This window comes from Ensifer sp. ENS02, assembly GCF_014851885.1.
In the GTDB taxonomy this organism is placed as follows: domain Bacteria; phylum Pseudomonadota; class Alphaproteobacteria; order Rhizobiales; family Rhizobiaceae; genus Ensifer; species Ensifer adhaerens.
Genome location: NZ_JACVAO010000013.1, coordinates 40,282 through 58,087 on the forward strand (window position 1 = coordinate 40,282; position 17,806 = coordinate 58,087).

A 17,806-nucleotide genomic window follows, 5' to 3' on the forward strand; every position below is an offset into this window, starting at 1 on the left:
ATAATCTCCGTGTCGCTCAGATCGGGAAAGCATGATCCTCGAAGCGGGTCGAGCCACCGCTGAGAACCGACGAGTTGGCCGGGAACGCGCAGCCGAGGCGTCGGCAGGCTCCTTTTTTGGCGGTGCGCGCCTGGATAGTTCGGGCTTCAATCGGCAAGGCGGCGCTGGGTATCGGCATCGAAAAGATGCATGCTGCCGGGAGCAAAGCTCAGTCCGACCCGGTCGCCTGCTCTTGCGACCGATCGGCCATTGAAGACCACCGACAGCTCGGGCGTGGTTGCCACTGTCAGAAAGCACGTCGCACCGGTCGATTCGATCATTGCCACTGGTGCTGAGAGAATGCCCTCATCGGCTGCCGCAAGTTCGATATGCTCCGGACGCAAGCCGACGCTCAAGGCCTGTCCTGGCTGCACCGTCCGGTTAAGGGCGATCGTTTGTTTGGTACCGACATCGAGGATGATCGAGCGTCCGTCCGGACCGCCGACCGCGGGCAGGAAATTCATGGCAGGAGATCCAATGAAGCCGGCCACGAACTTGTTAGCCGGCCGGTCATAAAGCTCAAGCGGACTGCCCTGTTGTTCGATGACGCCGTCACGCATGATGACGACATGGTCCGCCATTGTCATCGCTTCCACCTGATCGTGCGTGACATAGACCGACGTGGCGCCCAGCCGATCGTGCAGCGCGCGGATTTCTTTGCGCATATGAACGCGAAGTGCGGCATCAAGATTGGAGAGCGGCTCGTCGAACAGGAACGCCTTTGGGTGCCGGATAATCGCCCGGCTCATCGCTACGCGTTGCCGCTGACCCCCGGAAAGCTCGCGCGGGTAGCGCGCCAGGAGATGCGTGAGCCCGGTGACGGCGGCAACTTCATGTGCCGCCTTCTTGCGTTCGGCCTTGGCAACGCCCCTGATGCGTAGGCTATAAGTCAGGTTTTCCTCAACCGTCATGTGCGGATAGAGCGCGTAGGACTGGAACACCATCGCCACATCGCGCTTGCGCGGCGGCACTGCATTCATCACCTCGCCAGCGATCTTGAGCGTACCGGACGATATGCTCTCCAGGCCCGCCAGAGACCGCAACAACGTCGACTTCCCGCAACCTGACGGACCGACGAGAGCTGTAAAGCTGCCTTTGCGGATCGAAAGCTCGATGTCCTTCAGCGCATGGTAGGCACCATAATACTTGTTGACGTTCCTTAGTTCGATCTGGGCATTCATTTGAGCGCTCCCGAGGTAAGACCAGAGACGATGCGGCGTTGCAGGAGGACGAAAATGGCGAGGATCGGCGTCACGTAGATCGCCGCGTAGGCCATGATATTGTTCCATTCATTGGTGTTTGGCCCCATGAAGGAGTTCAACCCCACGCTTGCCGGTTGCAGCTCGACGGCCTGGATCATCGATTTCGAATAGACGAACTCGCCAAAGGCCTGCATGAAAATCAGGATCGCACTGACGAGGATGCCGTTGCGTGCGAGCGGCAGGACGATATTGAAGAATGCGCCGACCCTGGAGTTGCCGTCGACAAGGGCTGCTTCCTCCAGTTCCTGTGGCACGCTCATGAAGGTCGCGCGCACCAGGACGACGAAGAACGGCATGCTCTTGGCCGCAATCGCCAGGATGACGGCAAGCCGCGGATAGTTGAGCAACCCAACTTGCGAAAAGCCCACGAAAATCGGCGTCACCATCAGCGACGCCGGAAGGACCTGCAACATGAGGATGAGGAAGAGCCCGATATCGATCCAGATGTTGCGATAGCGCGCCAGCACGTAGGCGCAGCCAACACCAAGCACGGTGATGACGCTGACCGCTCCGCAGGCGATGACCAAGGAGTTCCAGATGTACCGGCCCATGTTCCGGCTCTGCCACACGTTGCCGAAGATTTGCCACTGGGGATCGCTCGGCCAGAAGGTCGGCGGAGTGGCAAACATCTCCGACCCCGATTTGATCGTGGTGATGTACATCCAGTAGAGTGGGAACAGATAAAGGCCGGCGAGAATGATCGCGATTGCGAGAAGCAGGCGATCCCGGGATACATTGCTCATCCGCGCACCTCATGCCGTGTCGAACGCACGTAGACGACAGAAGCGATCATCACAAAGACGATCATGATCACCGAGATCGTCGCGCCCTTGGCGAAATCGTACTGCCGGAAAGACAGATCCCAGGCCCAGTATTGCGTGACGTTGGAGGCATTGTTCGGCCCTCCGGAGGTGATCGAGGCGAAAAGATCGAACTGCTGCAGCGTGAAAATGAGCCCGAGCGCGATGATGGCCCCTATGGACGAGCGCATCATCGGCAGCGTGATCGTCCAGAAGCGTTGCCAGACATTGGCACCATCCAATTCGGACGCCTCATAAAGGTCCCGCGGAATGGCCGACAGACCGACGGACATCAGGATCATGTTGAAGGAGGTACCGAGCCAGATATTCGCGATTATGACGGCCCAGAGCGAGTAACCGGGATCCGAGCGCCAGAAGATATTACTGTCGATGAGGCCCGTTTCCCTCAGTATGAAGTTGAGCACGCCAAAATCACCCGACAGGATCCAATTCCAGATCGCGCCAACCACGAGGCCAGGCATCACCCAGGAAACCAGAAACAGACCCCGCACCCACGAGGCGCCTGGAAAATTTGTCCAAAAGAACAGCGCCAGTCCAAAGCCGACGAGGAACTGACCGGCGATCGAGGCGACGACGAAAGTCGCGGTATTGGCCAGGATCGGCCAGGTTTCCGGCTGGGCGAAGAGATCGCGGTAGTTCTTGAAACCGACGAACGGGCGCCAGAAGCTGCCGAGGCTGAACATGTCCACCTCCTGGAAGCTCATGGCGATGTTGTAGAGCAGTGGCAGGCCGGACAGGGTTAGCAGGAAGGCGAGCGGCAGGCTCACGAGGCCGATATCGAAGCCGCGGCCGTCGATGATGCTGGATAGAAGGCGTTTCATGAGCTCCTCCGCCGCCAAGGCCTCAGCGCATTTGGGCTGACGCAGCTTGGCCTGCAAACTAGACAACCAGAACCAGGCCGGCATAGCCGGCATGGTTTTTGCGGGTTTCCGTCCCAGCGCCTCAATGCGATCGAGCGCTTGCGGAAGGCGGCCCGGCTCTCCGGTTCAGGCGGGATGCCTCTAGGCCGCCTTGGCCAAGACTTTAGCCCAGGACTGCCTTTATCTTTTCAGCAGCCTGGTCGAGTGCTTCCTTCGAGCTCATCTGTCCCGTCAACGCTGCCTGGATTGCATCCTGGATTGCCTTTGAGATCTTCGGCCATTCCGGGTGCGGGCCGCGCGGCTTTGCGTATTTCAACTGCTCATTGAAGACCTTAAGGGCCGCGTCCTTGAGCGGCACGCCAGTCTCCGGAATAGCGATGTCGGAACGGGCGGGAAGCTGGCCGAAGTCCTTGAACATGCGATCGTCCTGCGAGACGAAGTACTCGAGCACCTTGAACGCTTCGGCAGGGTGTTGCGTGTTGGAGAATATCGCCCAGTTGAAATCGCCCATGGCCGATGAACGCTCCGCACCGAGCTCAGGCACGGGCAACAGAGCGACACCCCAGTCGAACTTCGCCTCCTTGACCATCCGGTCGAGCTCCCACGGACCGGAGATGACCATGGCGGCGTTGCCGGAGTTGAAGGTACCGGTCGAATCCCACTGTCCGCGGGTGAGCGTGTCCGGCGACGCCAGCTTCTCCGTAATGATGGTCTTCCAGATGTCGAGCGCCTTGACGGCGCCATCCGAATTGATGTGCTCGTAGCCACCACCGGCCATTTGGGCCCAGGGGAGAAACTGGAAGGTCCCCTCCTCGTTCGCCTTAGCTGAAAACGCGATCCCATAAACGTTGGCCGCAGGGTCCGTCAGCTTGCGAGCCGCATCGACGAGTTCGTCCCAGGTTTGCGGCGGCTTGGAAGGATCGAGGCCCTTCGTCTTGAACATGTCCTTGTTGTAGTAGAGCGCAATCGTGTTCGTGGCCTTGGGAAGACCGTAATTCTTGCCATCCCACATGGTGGAGGCGAGCGGGCCAGGGAAATAGGTCGACGTCTTGACCACCGTCGACTTGGCGATCATATCGGTGAGATCGAGGAACGCGCCGCGCGACGAAAAAAGCGCATGCTCAGGATTGTCGATAGCGATGATGTCGGGTGCCTGCCCGGTCGAATAGGCGCGCATCGCCTCGCTGACGACGTCGTCAAACTGGATCTGGCGGTACTCGACCTTGATGCCAATGTTCAGCTTGTTGAAGTCCGAAATCAAGTTCGGTGCGGGTTGAATATCGCGATCGAGCGACCAGACGCTGATCGTGACATCCTCCGCCTTGGCGGCGAGGCCGAATAGAGAGACACCTGCAAGGGCGAGCGCGCCCAGGATTGCGGATCCGCGGATAGCCATTTTCTCCTCCTTTGATTATCCCCGAGCCGGCATCCTCCATGCCGGCCAACATGCACGTCTCAGACCGGATCGATGACGAAGTCGCCGCCCCGGCACGTTTTGAGGTAATTCAGGCCGTGAACCTGGCCGGTCATCTCCAGATCGTCGCGATAGACCGGGTCATGCCAGCCTTCGATATCGATCGAGCCGGACCAACCAGCCAACCGAAGTTCGGAGATCACGTCGGTCCAGTTCGTGTCGCCAAAGCCGGGCGTACGCATGAAGACGAATTTCTCTTTGCCGAAGATCCCGTGTTCACGGATGACGTCCCAGCGGATGGTCGCGTCCTTGCCGTGCACGTGAAAGATCTTGCTTGCCCATTTGCGGATCTGCGGCAGCGGATCGATCAGATAGACCATTTGATGGCATGGCTCCCATTCGAGCCCGATGTGGTCGTCTGGCGTCTCGTTGAAGATCAGTTCCCAGGCATCCGGATTATGCGCGATGTTCCAATCGCCGGTATGCCAGTTGCCGTCCATGGCACAGTTCTCGAATGCAATCCTTACGCCCTTGTCGGCGGCACGTTTCGACAGCTCGGACCAGATTTTCCTGTAACGCGGCAGGCTGTCGGTCAAAGGCTTGCCGCGAAGGCGGCCGGTGAACCCGGCAACGCAGGTCGCGCCGAAGTGGTGGGCATTGTCGATGCAGTCTCGCCAGCCCTGCAAGGTCTCTTCGTCGATCGCGGTCGTCTCCAACGGATTGCCGAACATGCCGATCGTGGAGATGGTGATGTCACGATCGCCGACCGCCGCCACGCAACGCTTGCCGAGGTCGGCGAGGTCCTGGCCATTCGTCGTTTGCCAGAAGAAGGGCTCGAAACTCTCGAAGCCCATGCCCGCGATCTGGGCGATACGCCTGTCGGCACCGCCCTTCGTGGCAGAGATCATCGTGCCAATACGGATGGATTTGCTTGGGTTGATCAAAATAGGCTCCCTAGGCTGCAATGGTGACGCGTTTGCCATCCCGCGCGCTGTCGATCGCGCCGAAGACCATGGCAAGGCTCTTGATGTTGTCGCTGCCGTCGGTTTCCGGCACGGTTCCCGCGTCGATCGCGCGGATGAAATTCTCGATCACGCTGGCATGCCCGTTCGTATCGGCGAGATCTTCGGTATCGGGCACCGCAACCGGTTCAACGGTGCGCATGAAGCCCTCCTGACCCGTAACGACTTTGGCGTCAAAGCGATCGCCGCCATCCCAAAGCAAGGTGCCCTTCGAACCGGTGATGCGCCACGCGCTCTCCCAACTGGTGTTGGCACCCTCAGCGCACCAGGAACCGCGATAGGTGAAGGCGACATTGTCGGAGAACTCGAAGATCGCATTGGCGGCTGCGCCATGGCGATACCAGGAGCCCTTGGGATTGTATTCGTGGCAATAGACCGCGAGCGGGTCCTTGCCCGACATGAAGCGCGCTGCATCGAAGGTGTGGATGGCCATGTCGAGCAGCAAGACATTGTCCATCTGCTCGCGAAATCCTCCGAAATGCGGGCCGAGGAAGAAGTCGCAATGCAACGCCGTCAGCTCACCGAGAACGAGCGACTCGATGAGGCGGCGTATGCGCCGAACACCGCTGATGAAGCGACGGTTTTGAACGATCGCATGGATCCGCGAGGCCGCTGCAGCAAGTCGACGCAATTCGCGTGCCTCGCCGAGCGAGGCGGCCATGGGCTTCTCACTCAAAACGTGGCAACCATGCGCAAGTCCGGCGGCCACCACCGCACGACGTGCGGCCGGAACGACGATGTCGAACAAAAGATCTGCGCGGCTCTCGCGAAGCACGGTCGGCAGGTCCGTTCCGATAACGATGCCGCCAAGGTTAAATTCGGTAGCGAGCGCCTCAGCAGTCGCCTGGTCGAGATCGACGAGGCCAACAATCTCGACTTTCACGCGAAGAAGTTCGCTCTCCGTCAGCGCCCTCAGCCAGCCTTTGGCCATAGCTCCGCACCCGCACAAAACGGCCCTGTATCGCACGTGATTTCCTCCAAGAAACGGAAGCAGCAACTCCTCAATTGGCTTCCGTAAACGTTTACGATACTATGCGGCAAAGGGTTTTTATGTCAAGAGGTGTGAAAATGACCAGTCGCGGGTCTGGGGAGGAACGCGGAAAAATGAAGGGGATTCGCGAGCTTGCCGAACACCTCGATATCTCGATCGGGACAGTATCCCGGGCGCTGAACGGTAAGCCCGACGTCAACGAAGAGACCAGAAAAAGGGTGCTCGAAGCAGCCGAGTCCCTTGGTTATGTCGCCAACCAATCGGGCCGTGCGCTCCGCAAGGGCGCGACCGGCGTCATCGGCTTCATGATGCAGACCGGCTCCGAAATCACCGGCCAGGGGGACACATTCTTCATGAGCGTCTTCGACGGTGTCCAGACCGTCTTTGCTCGTCACAAGCTCGACCTCGTCGCCCTGCTCTGCTCCTCTGAGGAGGATCCGAACGACTACTTGAAGCGCGTTGTCGCGCGCGGTTTTGCCGACGGCATCATCCTTTCGGCAACAAGGCGACACGATGCCCGCTTCGAGCTGTTGTCCAAACGCAAGATCCCGTTCATCACGCTCGGACGTAGCCTGACAGATGTCGGTCAACCCTGGCTTGATCTGGATTTCGAGGGCATGGCTGAGGCATCGATCGATCGGCTGGTTGCGCACGGCCACAAGCAAATAGCGATTACGCGGCCGCATGACGACATGAACCTGGGCTATGTGTTTGAAGATCAGTGCCGCTCGACCCTGGCCCGACATGGGCTTCACCTCGACGAGCGTCATGTGTTCCGCTCAACCCCGAACGAAGCGGGAGGGTATCAAATCGCCCGGGAACTGAGTGCGCTTGAGACCCGTCCGACGGCGATTGTGCTCATCAACGAAGCAATCACTGTCGGCCTTTATCGCGGACTGGTGGAAGCCAGCATAAAGCCCGGACGGGACATGGCGATCATCGGTCGTCAAAGTCCGCATTCGCAATTCCTGTCGCCCCGATTGACGGCTTTCAGCCTGTCCCTACGCGATCTTGGCATAGCACTTGCCGAATCCCTGCTTGGTACGATGCCGGCCTTTGCCGACATTTACCCGGTGAGATCTGCGCGGTTCCTCTGGCCCATGACGCTCGTCCCGGGTGAGAGCGACTGATCGACACGTTTGCTGATACTTTCGGCGAAGGCCATCATCAGCGGACCGACGCCCTTGGGATCGTCGCTCACCAGCCGTTCTGCGAGGTAGTAGCAGGGCGTACCGTCCCTGTACGTGCCTTCGAAGCCTCCGAGACCTGCAACGCAGACGATCGTCGTCAGCCTGGTTATGCCCTGGGCGTCGGCAATGAGCCGCATAGAGAGCAGAGCGTCGAGTGCGCGGCGGCCGGCCGCGATTGTCTCTGACGCTCGATCAGGTTCGACGAGCCCAAGGCGTGCGGCGCGGATCAGCGCATAGGCAAACATGGCGGAGGCCGAGCTTTCCTCGTAGTTGCCTTCGAGGTTCGGTGCGTCAAGCACCTGCATCCAGAGGCCAGACGATGTCTGCCGCGCCATGAGTTCCCCCAAAAGCTGGCGTGCCCTCCGCCGATGAGGACCGGAGATTTCGTCATCAGGTAGAAGCGCCAGCGCATCCACGAGCGCCATCGCCAGCCAGCCAACAGCCCGTGCCCACACGGCTGGCGATTTGCCTGTCTCCGGATCGGACCACAGCTGTTTTCGGCTGTCGTCGTAACCATGAACATAGAGGCCGGCCGGGGTCGCCGTTAGCGAAAGCGCCGTCGAAAATTGCCGAAGGGCGTCAGTAACAAGCGCCGGCCTATCCGTGGCCAGCGCATATTCGATTTGAAACGGCAGGCCCATATAGAGCCCATCGAGCCAGACCTGGTGTGGGTAGCGCTTCTTGTGCCAGTAGTTGCCCTGGGGGATGCGCGGATGGCTTTCGAGTTGACCAGCCAGATGTTCTGCCGCCGCGAGATAGCGGGCGTCGCCGGTATCCCTGGCCAAGGCAAAGAGCGATCGTCCGGCGAGAATGTGGTCGATATTGTATTCTGTGGGATCGTAGCCGAGGAGTGAGCCATCGGGCCCGATTTGCCGATCGGCCAGCCGGTGAAGATGGTCCATCCAACGTTTCTCGCCCGTCGCCTGAAACAGCAGCTGAAGGCCTCGGTAGAGGCAGCCGTCTTCGTAACACCAGCTCCCGCCCTTGTAGGGACTGTAGCGATGCGCGAACTGGTCGAAATAGTCGGTCGGGTTCATGGGATCTCTCACTCGAAGTGCGTTGATATCGCGGCGGTGCTCAGGAGCGCCGGCTCGTCGCAATCGACGTCCGCTTGTTCCGAGACGATCGTTTCATGCCGCATCGGTCGGATCCCGTCAGCCATGACAGGAGGAGCGGCTGTGGCCTCGTAGTTGAAGGAGACGATCTTGAGCCGACGAATTTTGATGTTGCGGATTGGGGCCTCCGGCAGGCCAAGGAAGGTACCGGCGACATGGGCCAACTTCCGGATCTCGACATCCTCGATCGTGACGCCGTCGATGACAGGCGTGCCCACATCGACTGGAGCCGGCTGGCGGGATTGCACCCAGGCGTCGTGGCCGTCGGCATCGCAATGGTAGTGTGCGTTGGCAGAAAGCGCGGTCTCGACGCCGTCCATAAGAACGCTGCGCATAGCGATATCGGTGATCGCTCCACCACGCCCGCGCCGCGTCTTAAGGCGCAGGCCGCGATCTGTACCGACCATGGCGCAATTCTCGATCGAAACGTCGTGCACGCCGCCAGACATTTCCGAACCAATGACGAGCCCCCCGTGGCCACGCTCCATCAAGCAGTGGCTCACCCGCACGCCACGCGTTTCGCTCAGATGGTCATCCTCACCATTTGGGCCGCGTTTGCCGGCCTTCACGGCGATGCAATCATCCCCGACGGAAAAGCGGACGCCGGTGATTGTCACGTCGCGACAACTTTCAGGATTGAAACCATCGGTATTTGGGCTGTCGAACGGAGCGGAAATGAATAGTCCTGCCGCCGTCAATTGCCTGCAGCCCTGCGGGTGGATCGTCCAGGAGGGCGCATTGCGGATGGCAAAGCCAAGGAGCTGCACATTTGAGCAGGAAACGAGATGAAGGCCGCGCGGGCGGCGTGCACCGTCACGCGTTTCTTTCGGCCAGGTCCACCAGTCGCCCCTATCGCCGGAACCGTCGAGCGTGCCCTGCCCCTCGATTGTCAGCTCTTTCACGCCAACGGCATGGAGCGGAGCTGCGAAACAGTCGGCCGGAAGGCCTTCCCAGCTCCCCAACATCCGGCCGGACGCGTCACGGGCGGGCAGGATGGGCCATCCGCGCCGCACCGACGGCGCTCGCAAGACCGCCCCTTGGGAAAGGTGGAAAGTCATGTGGCTCTTGAGTTTGACCGGAAATGCCGTCCAGACCCCAGCCGGCACCCTCAACGTACCGCCCACCGGAACCGCAGCAACGGCCTCTCTCAAAGCAGCCGCATTCCGGCGGGCACCGTCGAAATCCTCGGGAAGAACATCAAGGACAAGACCAAACCCGGCGGCGTCGACGAGCCCCGCGCAGGACGGGGTGTCAAACTCGACCGCTTCAAACCCTTCCGCTTCGAAGCGGTAACGTGTGCGAGGTTGAAGCTCGTGCAGCAGAGGCACAGCAAGGGAGGTCTCTCCCTGCCGCATCTGATTGTCCCCGTCGGACGAGGAAAGGCGCCACTTCGCTGTCGCCGGCAGGTGGTATAGCGCTCCGCGTGCCGGCAGGCAAAGCGCCGCCGTTCGCGCCGACAGCGCGATGATGGATGGTCGGGTCATGATCTCTCTCGTGTAGGCTTCCCGCAGGGCGCAGGGACGCCCGCCGCGACAAGCAACGGCGGGCAGTCTTAGCGATCAGTCAAACTTGGCGAGAACGTCGTTCACCGTATCGATGATTTGTTCTGCCGCCTCCTTGGCATCGAGCTGCCCGTAGGCGTATTCCTCGAGCGTATCGATGAAGGCGGCGCGGATCTCTGGGTGTTCATTGAACGGCGAAACCGTCGGCCCGCCGGCGGCCAGCACGATGGCATTGGCGGCGCGCACCTCGGGCTCGCCCTTTTCGCCAAGGCGAGTGGCAGCGGCCTTCGACGCCGGCAGGCCGCGAGAGGTACCGAGTGCATCGATCCCCTCCGGCTCGTTCAACAGGCAGTTGACGATTTGCGCCGCAGCCGCTGGGTCCTTCGAATTCTTCGAGATCGAGAACACCATGGAGGGCTTTCGATAGACGCCGTCCGTTACCGCATCAGCAAGCTTGAGCATCGGCACGGGCGTCAACACCTGACCGTCCTTCAACGGATCGGCATACTTGGAATAGGTCGAATCCCATTCATAGGAACCGGCGACCTTCCCCTCGGCCCAAGAGGGTTTCTCGAACAGATTGACGTTGCCGTCGGCGGCCTCTTCCTTCTGGGAGCGAATGGCGCCGGTCTCGACCAGCTTGCCGAGGAAGGAAATGCCTTCAGCCAGCTCCTCAGGTGTCCAGGCGACACGGTTGGTCTCAGGATCGACGAGATCCTTTCCGGTCTTCTGGACGACGGCCAATGTCGTTAGAAGTTGCGCGGTCTCCTTGACGGCGTTGAAGGTGTAATAGTCCTTGCCAAGCTTCTCCTTAATCGTTGCCGTCGTAGCGAAGAACTCATCCCAGGTTGTCGGGATAGGCACCCCGGCCTTCTCGAAGGTCGTGGCGTTGAAGAAGAAGACGCGGCCGGTGGTCGAGACGGAAAGCCCCTGCAAGACGCCGTTCATTGAGCCCGCCGCGAGATCGGCTTCGGTCCAGTTGGAAAGATCGATCGCCTGGAGCGTCCGCAGGTCCGCAAAACCGTCACCATTTTTCGAAAACAGCGGCAGCCACGGCCAATTGACCTGCACGATATCGGCCTCGGTCTTGCCGGCCATTTGGGTCGTTAACTTTTCGAGGTAGCCGTCAAAACCGGTGAACTCGCCTTTGACGGTATGGCCATATTTTTCACCGCAAGCTGCGATCGCCTTCTGGGTGGCAACGTGGCGGCTCTCGCCGCCCCACCACGCCATGCGTAGCTCAGCGGCGTGCGCTGCCGTGGCGAGCGCGAGAGCGCCATATGCAACGCTGGCGAGCGCAGCGATCTTTACTGTCATTCTCATTGGTTTCTCCTCCTTGAAATTGAACGACGCATCGCCTCCTCAAAGCGACACGTTGCGGCCATCGGTCTTGTCGAAAACATGAAGCTGGCTGGGGTCGGGGCGCAGCCGGATCAGATCGGAGCGGCCAAGAGCCTCGAATTCGGCGGCGCCCACTACACTCACCAGCTTTCGACCCTCGAGATCGGCGTGAAGGTAGACTTCATGGCCCATGAACTCGGCATTCGTGAGTTTCGCTGTGAACGCAGGGCCGTCGGTGGCGAGTGAGAGGTGCTGCGGGCGCATGCCGAGCACCGCCTCTGCCGGCCTCGCCGAGAGCCTTGCTTGAAGGTTGGAGCCGAGCGGCAGGCGCTGGGTCCCGATCGAAAGATGCCCGTCGACAAGTTCGGCATCGACAAGGTTCATCTCGGGGCTGCCGATGAAGCCAGCGACAAAAAGGTTCGCCGGGCGATTGTAGAGCTCCTTCGGCGCGGCAACCTGCATGATGTGGCCCGCCTGCATGACGCAGATGCGGTCGCCCATCGTCATCGCCTCGGTCTGGTCGTGTGTCACGTAAATGACCGTTGAGGATAAGCCTTCGGCCTTGAGCTGGCGGTGCAGGTCGGTGATGCGGACACGCATCGAGGCACGCAGCTTGGCGTCGAGGTTGGACAGCGGCTCGTCGAACAGGAAGACGCCGGGCTTCTTGATCAATGCACGCCCAAGCGCCACGCGCTGGGCCTGGCCGCCGGAGAGCTGCTTCGGCAACCGATCGAGCAACGGCTCGATTTCAAGGATCTTGGCTACGTGAGCGATAGCCGCGTCGATCTCCGCCTTCGGCTTGCCGGCAATCTTCAACCCGAAGGCCAGATTGCCGCGCACTTTCATGTGCGGGTAGAGTGCATAGTTCTGGAACACCATTGCGATGGAGCGTTTGCCGGGCGGCAGGTCGTTAACCCGCTGGTCGCCGATCACGACCTCGCCTCCCGAAATCTCCTCGAGCCCCGCGACCATGCGCAATGTGGTGGACTTGGCGCAGCCAGAGGGACCGACGAAGACCATGAACTCGCCATCCTCGATATCGAGATTGATCCCGTGCACGGCCTTGAATGCGTTGCCGTAGACCTTTTCGAGGTTCTTCAATTGGACCTTAGCCATGTTCAGCCTTTGACTCCCCCAGAGGAGATCCCTTCAATGAAGTACCGTTGCGCAGCGAAGAAGACGACCAAGGCAGGCGTGATCGTCAGCACCGACATTGCGAGAATGCGGTTCCATTCGAAGGCTTCGGTGGTGTCGATGGAAAGTTTGAGCGCGAGGCTCACGGGATATTTGTCGACCGATGACAGGTAAATCAGCGGTCCCAGGAAGTCGTTCATGGTCCACATGAACTGAAACAGGCAGACAGAGATCAGCGCCGGCGCGAGCATCGGCACGACGATGTAGACCAGCGTCTGGAGACTGTTTGCGCCGTCAACACGAGCGGCCTCTTCCATATCCGCCGGAAGCGAGCGCAGGAACTGCACCAGCATGAAGACGAAGAAGGCATCGCCCGCAAAGGCGGAAGGTACCCAGAGCGGCAGGAACGTGTCGAGCCAGCCGAGATCGCGAAAGAGAATATACTGCGGAATACGGGTTACAACATTTGGCAGAAGCAGGATGGCAATGACCGAACCGAAGAGGATCTTCTTCAGCGGAAAGTCGAACCTTGCGAAGGCATAAGCCGCCATCGTGCATGAGATCGCCGTACCGATGACCTTCGGCAGAATGATCAGGAAGGAATTCCAGAAGAACCGGCCGAACGTATAGGGCGTCGACGTCTGCCAGCCCTTTACATAGCCGTCAGCCGTCGGATTTGCCGGCATGAAACCAGCACCAGAAAAGATCTCCGAATTCGTCTTGAAACTCGCGCCTACCAGCCAGATTAGCGGGTAGAGCATGACGAACCCAACGGAAAACAGAAGCACATAGCGAACCGCCGTGGAGATCAGGCGGACCCTTGCCCTGCGTGCAGCCACGCGATCGTTGAGAGATTGAAACTCGGTCATCTCGTCAGCTCCTCTTGTCGCCGGCGTAATAGACCCACTTCTTGGAGGACCAGAAGGCAACAAGGGTCAGCACAGTGATGATGGCGAAGAGCACCCAGGCGATAGACGAGGCGTAGCCCATGTTGAACTTCTTGAAAGCCTCGTCATAAATGTAGAGCGGCAGCAGATAGGTCGCCTTGAGTGGACCGCCCTGGGTGATGATGTAAGGGCCGTTAAACTCCTGGAACGCCTGAACCATCTGCATGATCAAGTTGAAGAAAATAACCGGCGTTAGCAGCGGTAGGGTGATCCAGAAGAAGGTGCGCACTTTGCCGGCGCCGTCGATGGCGGCCGCTTCATAAAGTGACTTGTCGATCGATTGAAGGGCGGCAAGAAAGATCACCATGGCCGAGCCGAACTGCCAGCAGCGCAGCAGCGTGATGGTGAAAAGCGCATTCACGGGATCGCCGAACCAATCGACGGGCGCGATACCAAGGGTCGAAAGCGCCATGTTCGCAAGGCCCTGCGAAGCGAAGACATAACGCCACAAAACGGCAATCGCGATCGACCCCCCAAGGATTGAAGGCACATAGAACGCCGTTCGAAAAAGACCGATGAATTTCAACCTGTGGTTTAGAATTGCAGCGATGAAGAGCGCAAAGGCGAGCTTCAAAGGCACGGTAATGAACACGTAAAGCAGCGTTACGTTCAGCGACTTGATGAAAGTCCGGTCGCGGGTAAACAGCCGCTCGTAGTTGGCGACACCTGTCCAGCGCGGCTCGCTCATCAAGTCGTAGCTCGTGAAGCTAAGATAGAATGAGCCGATGAACGGAATGGCCGTGAAGATCAAGAGGCCGATAATGTAGGGCGCCAGATAGCCAAGCCCTAAAAGACGATGCCCTTTCATGCCGGCCCTCCCGGACGGCACTGCAGAGCGGCCATTTTAGATACGGTTTCGTACAAATTGCGCTCCCGGAACGGCGCAGACAGGCGCAGGCTGTAGCCTCCTTCCCGTCCGCTGACCGATCTCCTCCCAGTAAGATGCGGTGCGTTCATGCATTTCTGCGATGACACTCACGTATTTTTGTCACAGAATGAATTCACAAAGGCGAGGAAAAAGATGGACGAAATTGAAGGTGGAATTCTCTCAGCTATTCCACCGGCGGCGCTGACGCTTAATCTGACCCGCGCTGCTATCCGGATGGAGCATTCGCAGACTTGGCGCATCGACAAGTCGAACCCGGTCGACGACCTCGTCATCTGCCTTGAAGGGCGCGGCCACTATCTGGTCGACGGCGAGCCACGCGTGATGGAGCCGGGTGATGCCATGCTGATTTCGCGCGGCCAGCGCTTCATCGGATGGAGCGAGGGACCGGAGACGTATCTTGGCCTCGCCCAGCATTTCACTCTTGATATTTACGGCCGCCACAACCTGGTCGAGCAGATGGATTTGGTGCCGAAGTTGAGACTGGCGCGGTGGGGGTTGCTTGAGCCGTTGGCGCGCCACTATCGTCAAAGCGCGCCGCCCTCTTCCGTGACGCTTGGCCAGCACCACCTGTTCATGGTTCTGTTGATCGCTTTCATCGAGGATGCGTTCATCGGGTGGCGAGACCATGCCACCTACCAGCCCGAGGGGGCAGACGCGATCGATCTCGCTGTCATGAAGGCCGCAACGATGATCTCCGCCAATCCGCTCGACCCGGATATTGCGACGAAAGCGGTTGAGGCATCACCCTACAATCGCGATTATTTCCTGCGGGAATTCCAAAAGCGCGTGGCGCGCACGCCGCGCAAGTACCAGGAACTGAAACGCATGGAGCGGGCGATGCACTTTCTCGAAGCAGGGCTTTCGGTTTCCTCTGCGGCCGCGGAAGTCGGCTATCCCGACCCCTACTACTTCTCACGCATGTTCAAGCGAACTCTGGGTCTCAGTCCACGCGATCACATGAAAAGGGTTCGCCAAAGCCGAGATGGCGGCCTCATGCACCTCGACGAGCGCGAACAGGCCCTGGTACTTGCCGACGGGCTTGCGGCCGACTAGCTCGAAGTGTGTTGGCGCTAAGCCGGACAGACAAGCACCCATGTGTCTCGCCGCGATGATGTGGGAGAACATACCCGGCAATTTCGGACATGGCCCTGGTCGGCGCGCATGTCAACAACACTCTCATGTCTCGGGCATCTTGAACCTGGCGAGCGCGTCACGGTCGATCTCGATGCCAAGGCCGGGCGCATCGGGGATGGCAACGACACCGTCGACCGCCTCGATCGGCGCCTTCAGCACCGCCTGCCGGAACGGATTTTCCGTCCGGTCGAACTCCAGGATCGGCTCGATCGGGTTGACCCGCACCGGATCCGGCGTCATCGCCGCCATGAACTGCAGCGCCGCAGCGATATGCACGCCCGTGCCCCAGACATGCGGCACGATGCGAACGCCGTGCAGCGTCGCAAGGCTCGTGATCTTCGCCATCTCGGAAAAGCCGCCGCAGCCGCAGAGATCCGGCTGCAGGATGTCGACGGCACGGCTTTCGATCGCCGGCCACATGCCATAGCGGCCATGCCAGGTCTCGCCGCCGGCAACCGGGATCGGCTGGCCGGCGCTGACCGCCCGATAGGCGGAAAGCTGTTCCGGCACGACCGGCTCCTCGAACCAGTCGATGTCGTAGTCGGCCGCCGCCTTGCCAAGCCGGATTGCCTCGGTGACGGTGTAGCCATGGTTGGCGTCAATCATCAGCCGCATCTCGTCGCCGATCGCCTCGCGCACGGCACGAATGACACGCAGGTCTTCGTCGATGCCGAAGCCGATCTTGATCTTGCAGGCATGGAAGCCTTGCGCCCGGCGCTCGGCCATCTCCAGCGCATTGTCGGAGACCCGGTCGACGCCATCGCGCTTGAAGCTGCCGGTCGCATAGGCGCGTACGCTCTCGCGCCAGCGCCCGCCAAGCAGCATGGAAACGGAGGCGCGATAATGTTTGCCCTTGATATCCCAGAGCGCGATATCGATGCCGGAAAGGGCGGTAATCGCAAGCCCGCGCTGCCCCTGATCGCGCAGCGCGTTGTAGAGGATCGCCCAGAGCTTTTCCGTCTGGCGCGGATCCTGGCCGATCAGCCAGGGCGTGTACGCCGCAACCACCGCCGCATTCGGCCGCGCCGGGCCGAGGCACTCGCCCCAACCGATCGTGCCGTCGTCGCACTCGATCTCGACCAGCACATGGGCGCGACGGTCAAAACGCATGGAGGCGCTTTCGAACGGCACGGCCAGCCGATGTTCGAGAAGGTGGGTGCGGACGGCGACGATCTTCATGGGCTATCCTCGCAAAACGCTCATTTCTGACGCTTGTTCGCACCGATGAGCGCGTCGAGCATGGCGACTTCCTCCTCGGTCAAGTCTTTCAGCGGCGCACGCACCGGACCGGCATCAAAACCCTGCAGCCGCACGCCGGCCTTGATCGCCGCCACCGCATAGCCCTTGGCGCGGTTGCGGATGGCCATGAACGGATAGAAGAAGTCGTTGAGGATGCGCTCGCAGGTGGCGCGCTCGCCGGCGCGAAGGGCGGCATAGAACTCATTGGCAAGGCCGGGCACGAAGTTGAAGACGGCCGAGGAATAGGTGGTGAAGCCGGCACCGAGATAGGCCTCGGCAAACAGTTCCGCCGTCGGCATGCCACCGAGATACATCAGCCGGTCGCCCATCTTGGCGGTGACCTGGCGCACCAGCCCGATGTCGCCGGTGCCATCCTTGAAGCCGATCAGGTTCGGGCATTCGTCGCACAGCCGGGCAAGCGTGTCGGCCTGCAGCACCGCGTTGTCGCGGTTATAGACCATGACGCCGATGCCGACCGACTGGCAGATCGTCTTCACATGGGCATAAAGCCCTTCCTGCGGCGCATCGATCAGATAGTGCGGCAGAAGCAGGATGCCGTCGGCACCGACGCGCTCGACCGAACGAGCGATGTCGACCGCCATCTCCGTGCCATAGCCGCAGCCCGAGACGATCGCCGTGTCGCCGGAAACGTCCTTGGCCGCCCTGACGATGCCGGGGATCTCGTCCGGCTTCAGCGAAAAGAACTCGCCGGTGCCACCGGCCGCAAACAGAACCGGCGCCTTGTAGCCGGCCAGCCACTCGACATGCGCCCGATAGCTGTCCGGCGCAAACCGACCCTCCGCATCGAAATGCGTCACCGGGAACGAAAGCAGGCCCGATCCAAGCGCGGCCTTGATCTGCTCAGGGTTCATAACGTTGATTTCCTCTATGGTTGATAGCCCCAGA

At 60.3% G+C, this 17,806-nt stretch carries 16 protein-coding genes; 2 read left to right on the forward strand and 14 right to left on the reverse strand.

Annotation, left to right across the window (positions count from 1 at the left end; genetic code table 11):
• Window positions 1-146: 146 nt before the first annotated feature.
• From IB262_RS25435 to IB262_RS25460, 6 genes are all read right to left on the reverse strand, one after another.
• Window positions 147-1,220 (reverse strand): ABC transporter ATP-binding protein, encoded by a 1,074-nt coding sequence (locus IB262_RS25435; RefSeq protein ID WP_192493956.1) that lies wholly within the window; start codon window positions 1,218-1,220, stop codon window positions 147-149.
• The gene (locus IB262_RS25440; protein WP_034798680.1) at window positions 1,217-2,044 is read right to left on the reverse strand and encodes a carbohydrate ABC transporter permease; all 828 of its coding nucleotides are present in this window, start codon (window positions 2,042-2,044) and stop codon (window positions 1,217-1,219) included. The genes IB262_RS25435 and IB262_RS25440 overlap by 4 nt, the downstream gene beginning before the upstream one ends.
• On the reverse strand, window positions 2,041-2,943 hold the full coding sequence (locus IB262_RS25445) for a sugar ABC transporter permease (protein WP_192493957.1): 903 nt from the start codon (window positions 2,941-2,943) through the stop codon (window positions 2,041-2,043). The genes IB262_RS25440 and IB262_RS25445 overlap by 4 nt, the downstream gene beginning before the upstream one ends.
• Before the next feature lie 202 nt (window positions 2,944-3,145).
• Entirely contained in the window at window positions 3,146-4,378 is a 1,233-nt protein-coding gene (locus IB262_RS25450) for a sugar ABC transporter substrate-binding protein (protein WP_192493958.1), read from the reverse strand.
• 59 nt (window positions 4,379-4,437) lie between these two features.
• Window positions 4,438-5,340: a sugar phosphate isomerase/epimerase gene (locus IB262_RS25455; RefSeq protein ID WP_034798673.1), complete on the reverse strand. Its 903-nt coding sequence runs from the start codon at window positions 5,338-5,340 to the stop codon at window positions 4,438-4,440.
• A gap of 10 nt (window positions 5,341-5,350) precedes the next feature.
• Window positions 5,351-6,385 carry a Gfo/Idh/MocA family oxidoreductase gene (locus IB262_RS25460; RefSeq protein ID WP_082936614.1) on the reverse strand — a complete coding sequence of 345 codons (1,035 nt, stop codon included), beginning with the start codon at window positions 6,383-6,385 and terminating at the stop codon, window positions 5,351-5,353.
• Window positions 6,386-6,522: 137 nt separating this feature from the next.
• On the opposite strand from IB262_RS25460, the gene IB262_RS25465 reads away from it, so the two are divergent.
• Entirely contained in the window at window positions 6,523-7,539 is a 1,017-nt protein-coding gene (locus tag IB262_RS25465) for a LacI family DNA-binding transcriptional regulator (protein WP_192493959.1), read from the forward strand.
• On the opposite strand, the gene IB262_RS25470 is transcribed toward IB262_RS25465, so the two are convergent.
• The 6 genes from IB262_RS25470 to IB262_RS25495 all read right to left on the reverse strand — a co-directional run bounded on the left by IB262_RS25470 (window position 7,476) and on the right by IB262_RS25495 (window position 14,446).
• Window positions 7,476-8,636 (reverse strand): glycoside hydrolase family 88 protein, encoded by a 1,161-nt coding sequence (locus IB262_RS25470; protein ID WP_192493960.1) that lies wholly within the window; start codon window positions 8,634-8,636, stop codon window positions 7,476-7,478. The genes IB262_RS25465 and IB262_RS25470 overlap by 64 nt on opposite strands.
• An 8-nt stretch (window positions 8,637-8,644) precedes the next feature.
• Entirely contained in the window at window positions 8,645-10,198 is a 1,554-nt protein-coding gene (locus IB262_RS25475) for a glycoside hydrolase family 28 protein (protein WP_192493961.1), read from the reverse strand.
• 75 nt (window positions 10,199-10,273) lie between these two features.
• Entirely contained in the window at window positions 10,274-11,539 is a 1,266-nt protein-coding gene (locus IB262_RS25480) for an ABC transporter substrate-binding protein (protein WP_192493962.1), read from the reverse strand.
• Between the two features lie 39 nt (window positions 11,540-11,578).
• Window positions 11,579-12,673 carry a sn-glycerol-3-phosphate ABC transporter ATP-binding protein UgpC gene (gene ugpC, locus IB262_RS25485; RefSeq protein WP_113189544.1) on the reverse strand — a complete coding sequence of 365 codons (1,095 nt, stop codon included), beginning with the start codon at window positions 12,671-12,673 and terminating at the stop codon, window positions 11,579-11,581.
• Window positions 12,674-12,675: 2 nt separating this feature from the next.
• Window positions 12,676-13,560: a carbohydrate ABC transporter permease gene (locus tag IB262_RS25490; RefSeq protein ID WP_060516781.1), complete on the reverse strand. Its 885-nt coding sequence runs from the start codon at window positions 13,558-13,560 to the stop codon at window positions 12,676-12,678.
• Window positions 13,561-13,564: 4 nt separating this feature from the next.
• Complete coding sequence (locus tag IB262_RS25495) at window positions 13,565-14,446, reverse strand: sugar ABC transporter permease (protein WP_034798656.1); 882 nt, start codon at window positions 14,444-14,446, stop codon at window positions 13,565-13,567.
• Window positions 14,447-14,659: 213 nt separating this feature from the next.
• Between IB262_RS25495 and IB262_RS25500 the strand changes: the two genes are divergently transcribed.
• Complete coding sequence (locus IB262_RS25500) at window positions 14,660-15,580, forward strand: AraC family transcriptional regulator (RefSeq protein WP_060609433.1); 921 nt, start codon at window positions 14,660-14,662, stop codon at window positions 15,578-15,580.
• 123 nt (window positions 15,581-15,703) lie between these two features.
• On the opposite strand, the gene IB262_RS25505 is transcribed toward IB262_RS25500, so the two are convergent.
• Both IB262_RS25505 and kdgD read right to left on the reverse strand, forming a co-directional pair.
• A complete protein-coding gene (locus IB262_RS25505) occupies window positions 15,704-16,840 on the reverse strand; it encodes a mandelate racemase/muconate lactonizing enzyme family protein (RefSeq protein ID WP_192493963.1) in 1,137 nt (378 codons plus the stop codon).
• A 20-nt stretch (window positions 16,841-16,860) separates the two neighbouring features.
• Window positions 16,861-17,772, reverse strand: a complete 912-nt coding sequence (kdgD, locus tag IB262_RS25510; RefSeq protein WP_192357271.1) for a 5-dehydro-4-deoxyglucarate dehydratase — start codon at window positions 17,770-17,772, stop codon at window positions 16,861-16,863.
• Between the last annotated feature and the right edge of the window lie 34 nt (window positions 17,773-17,806).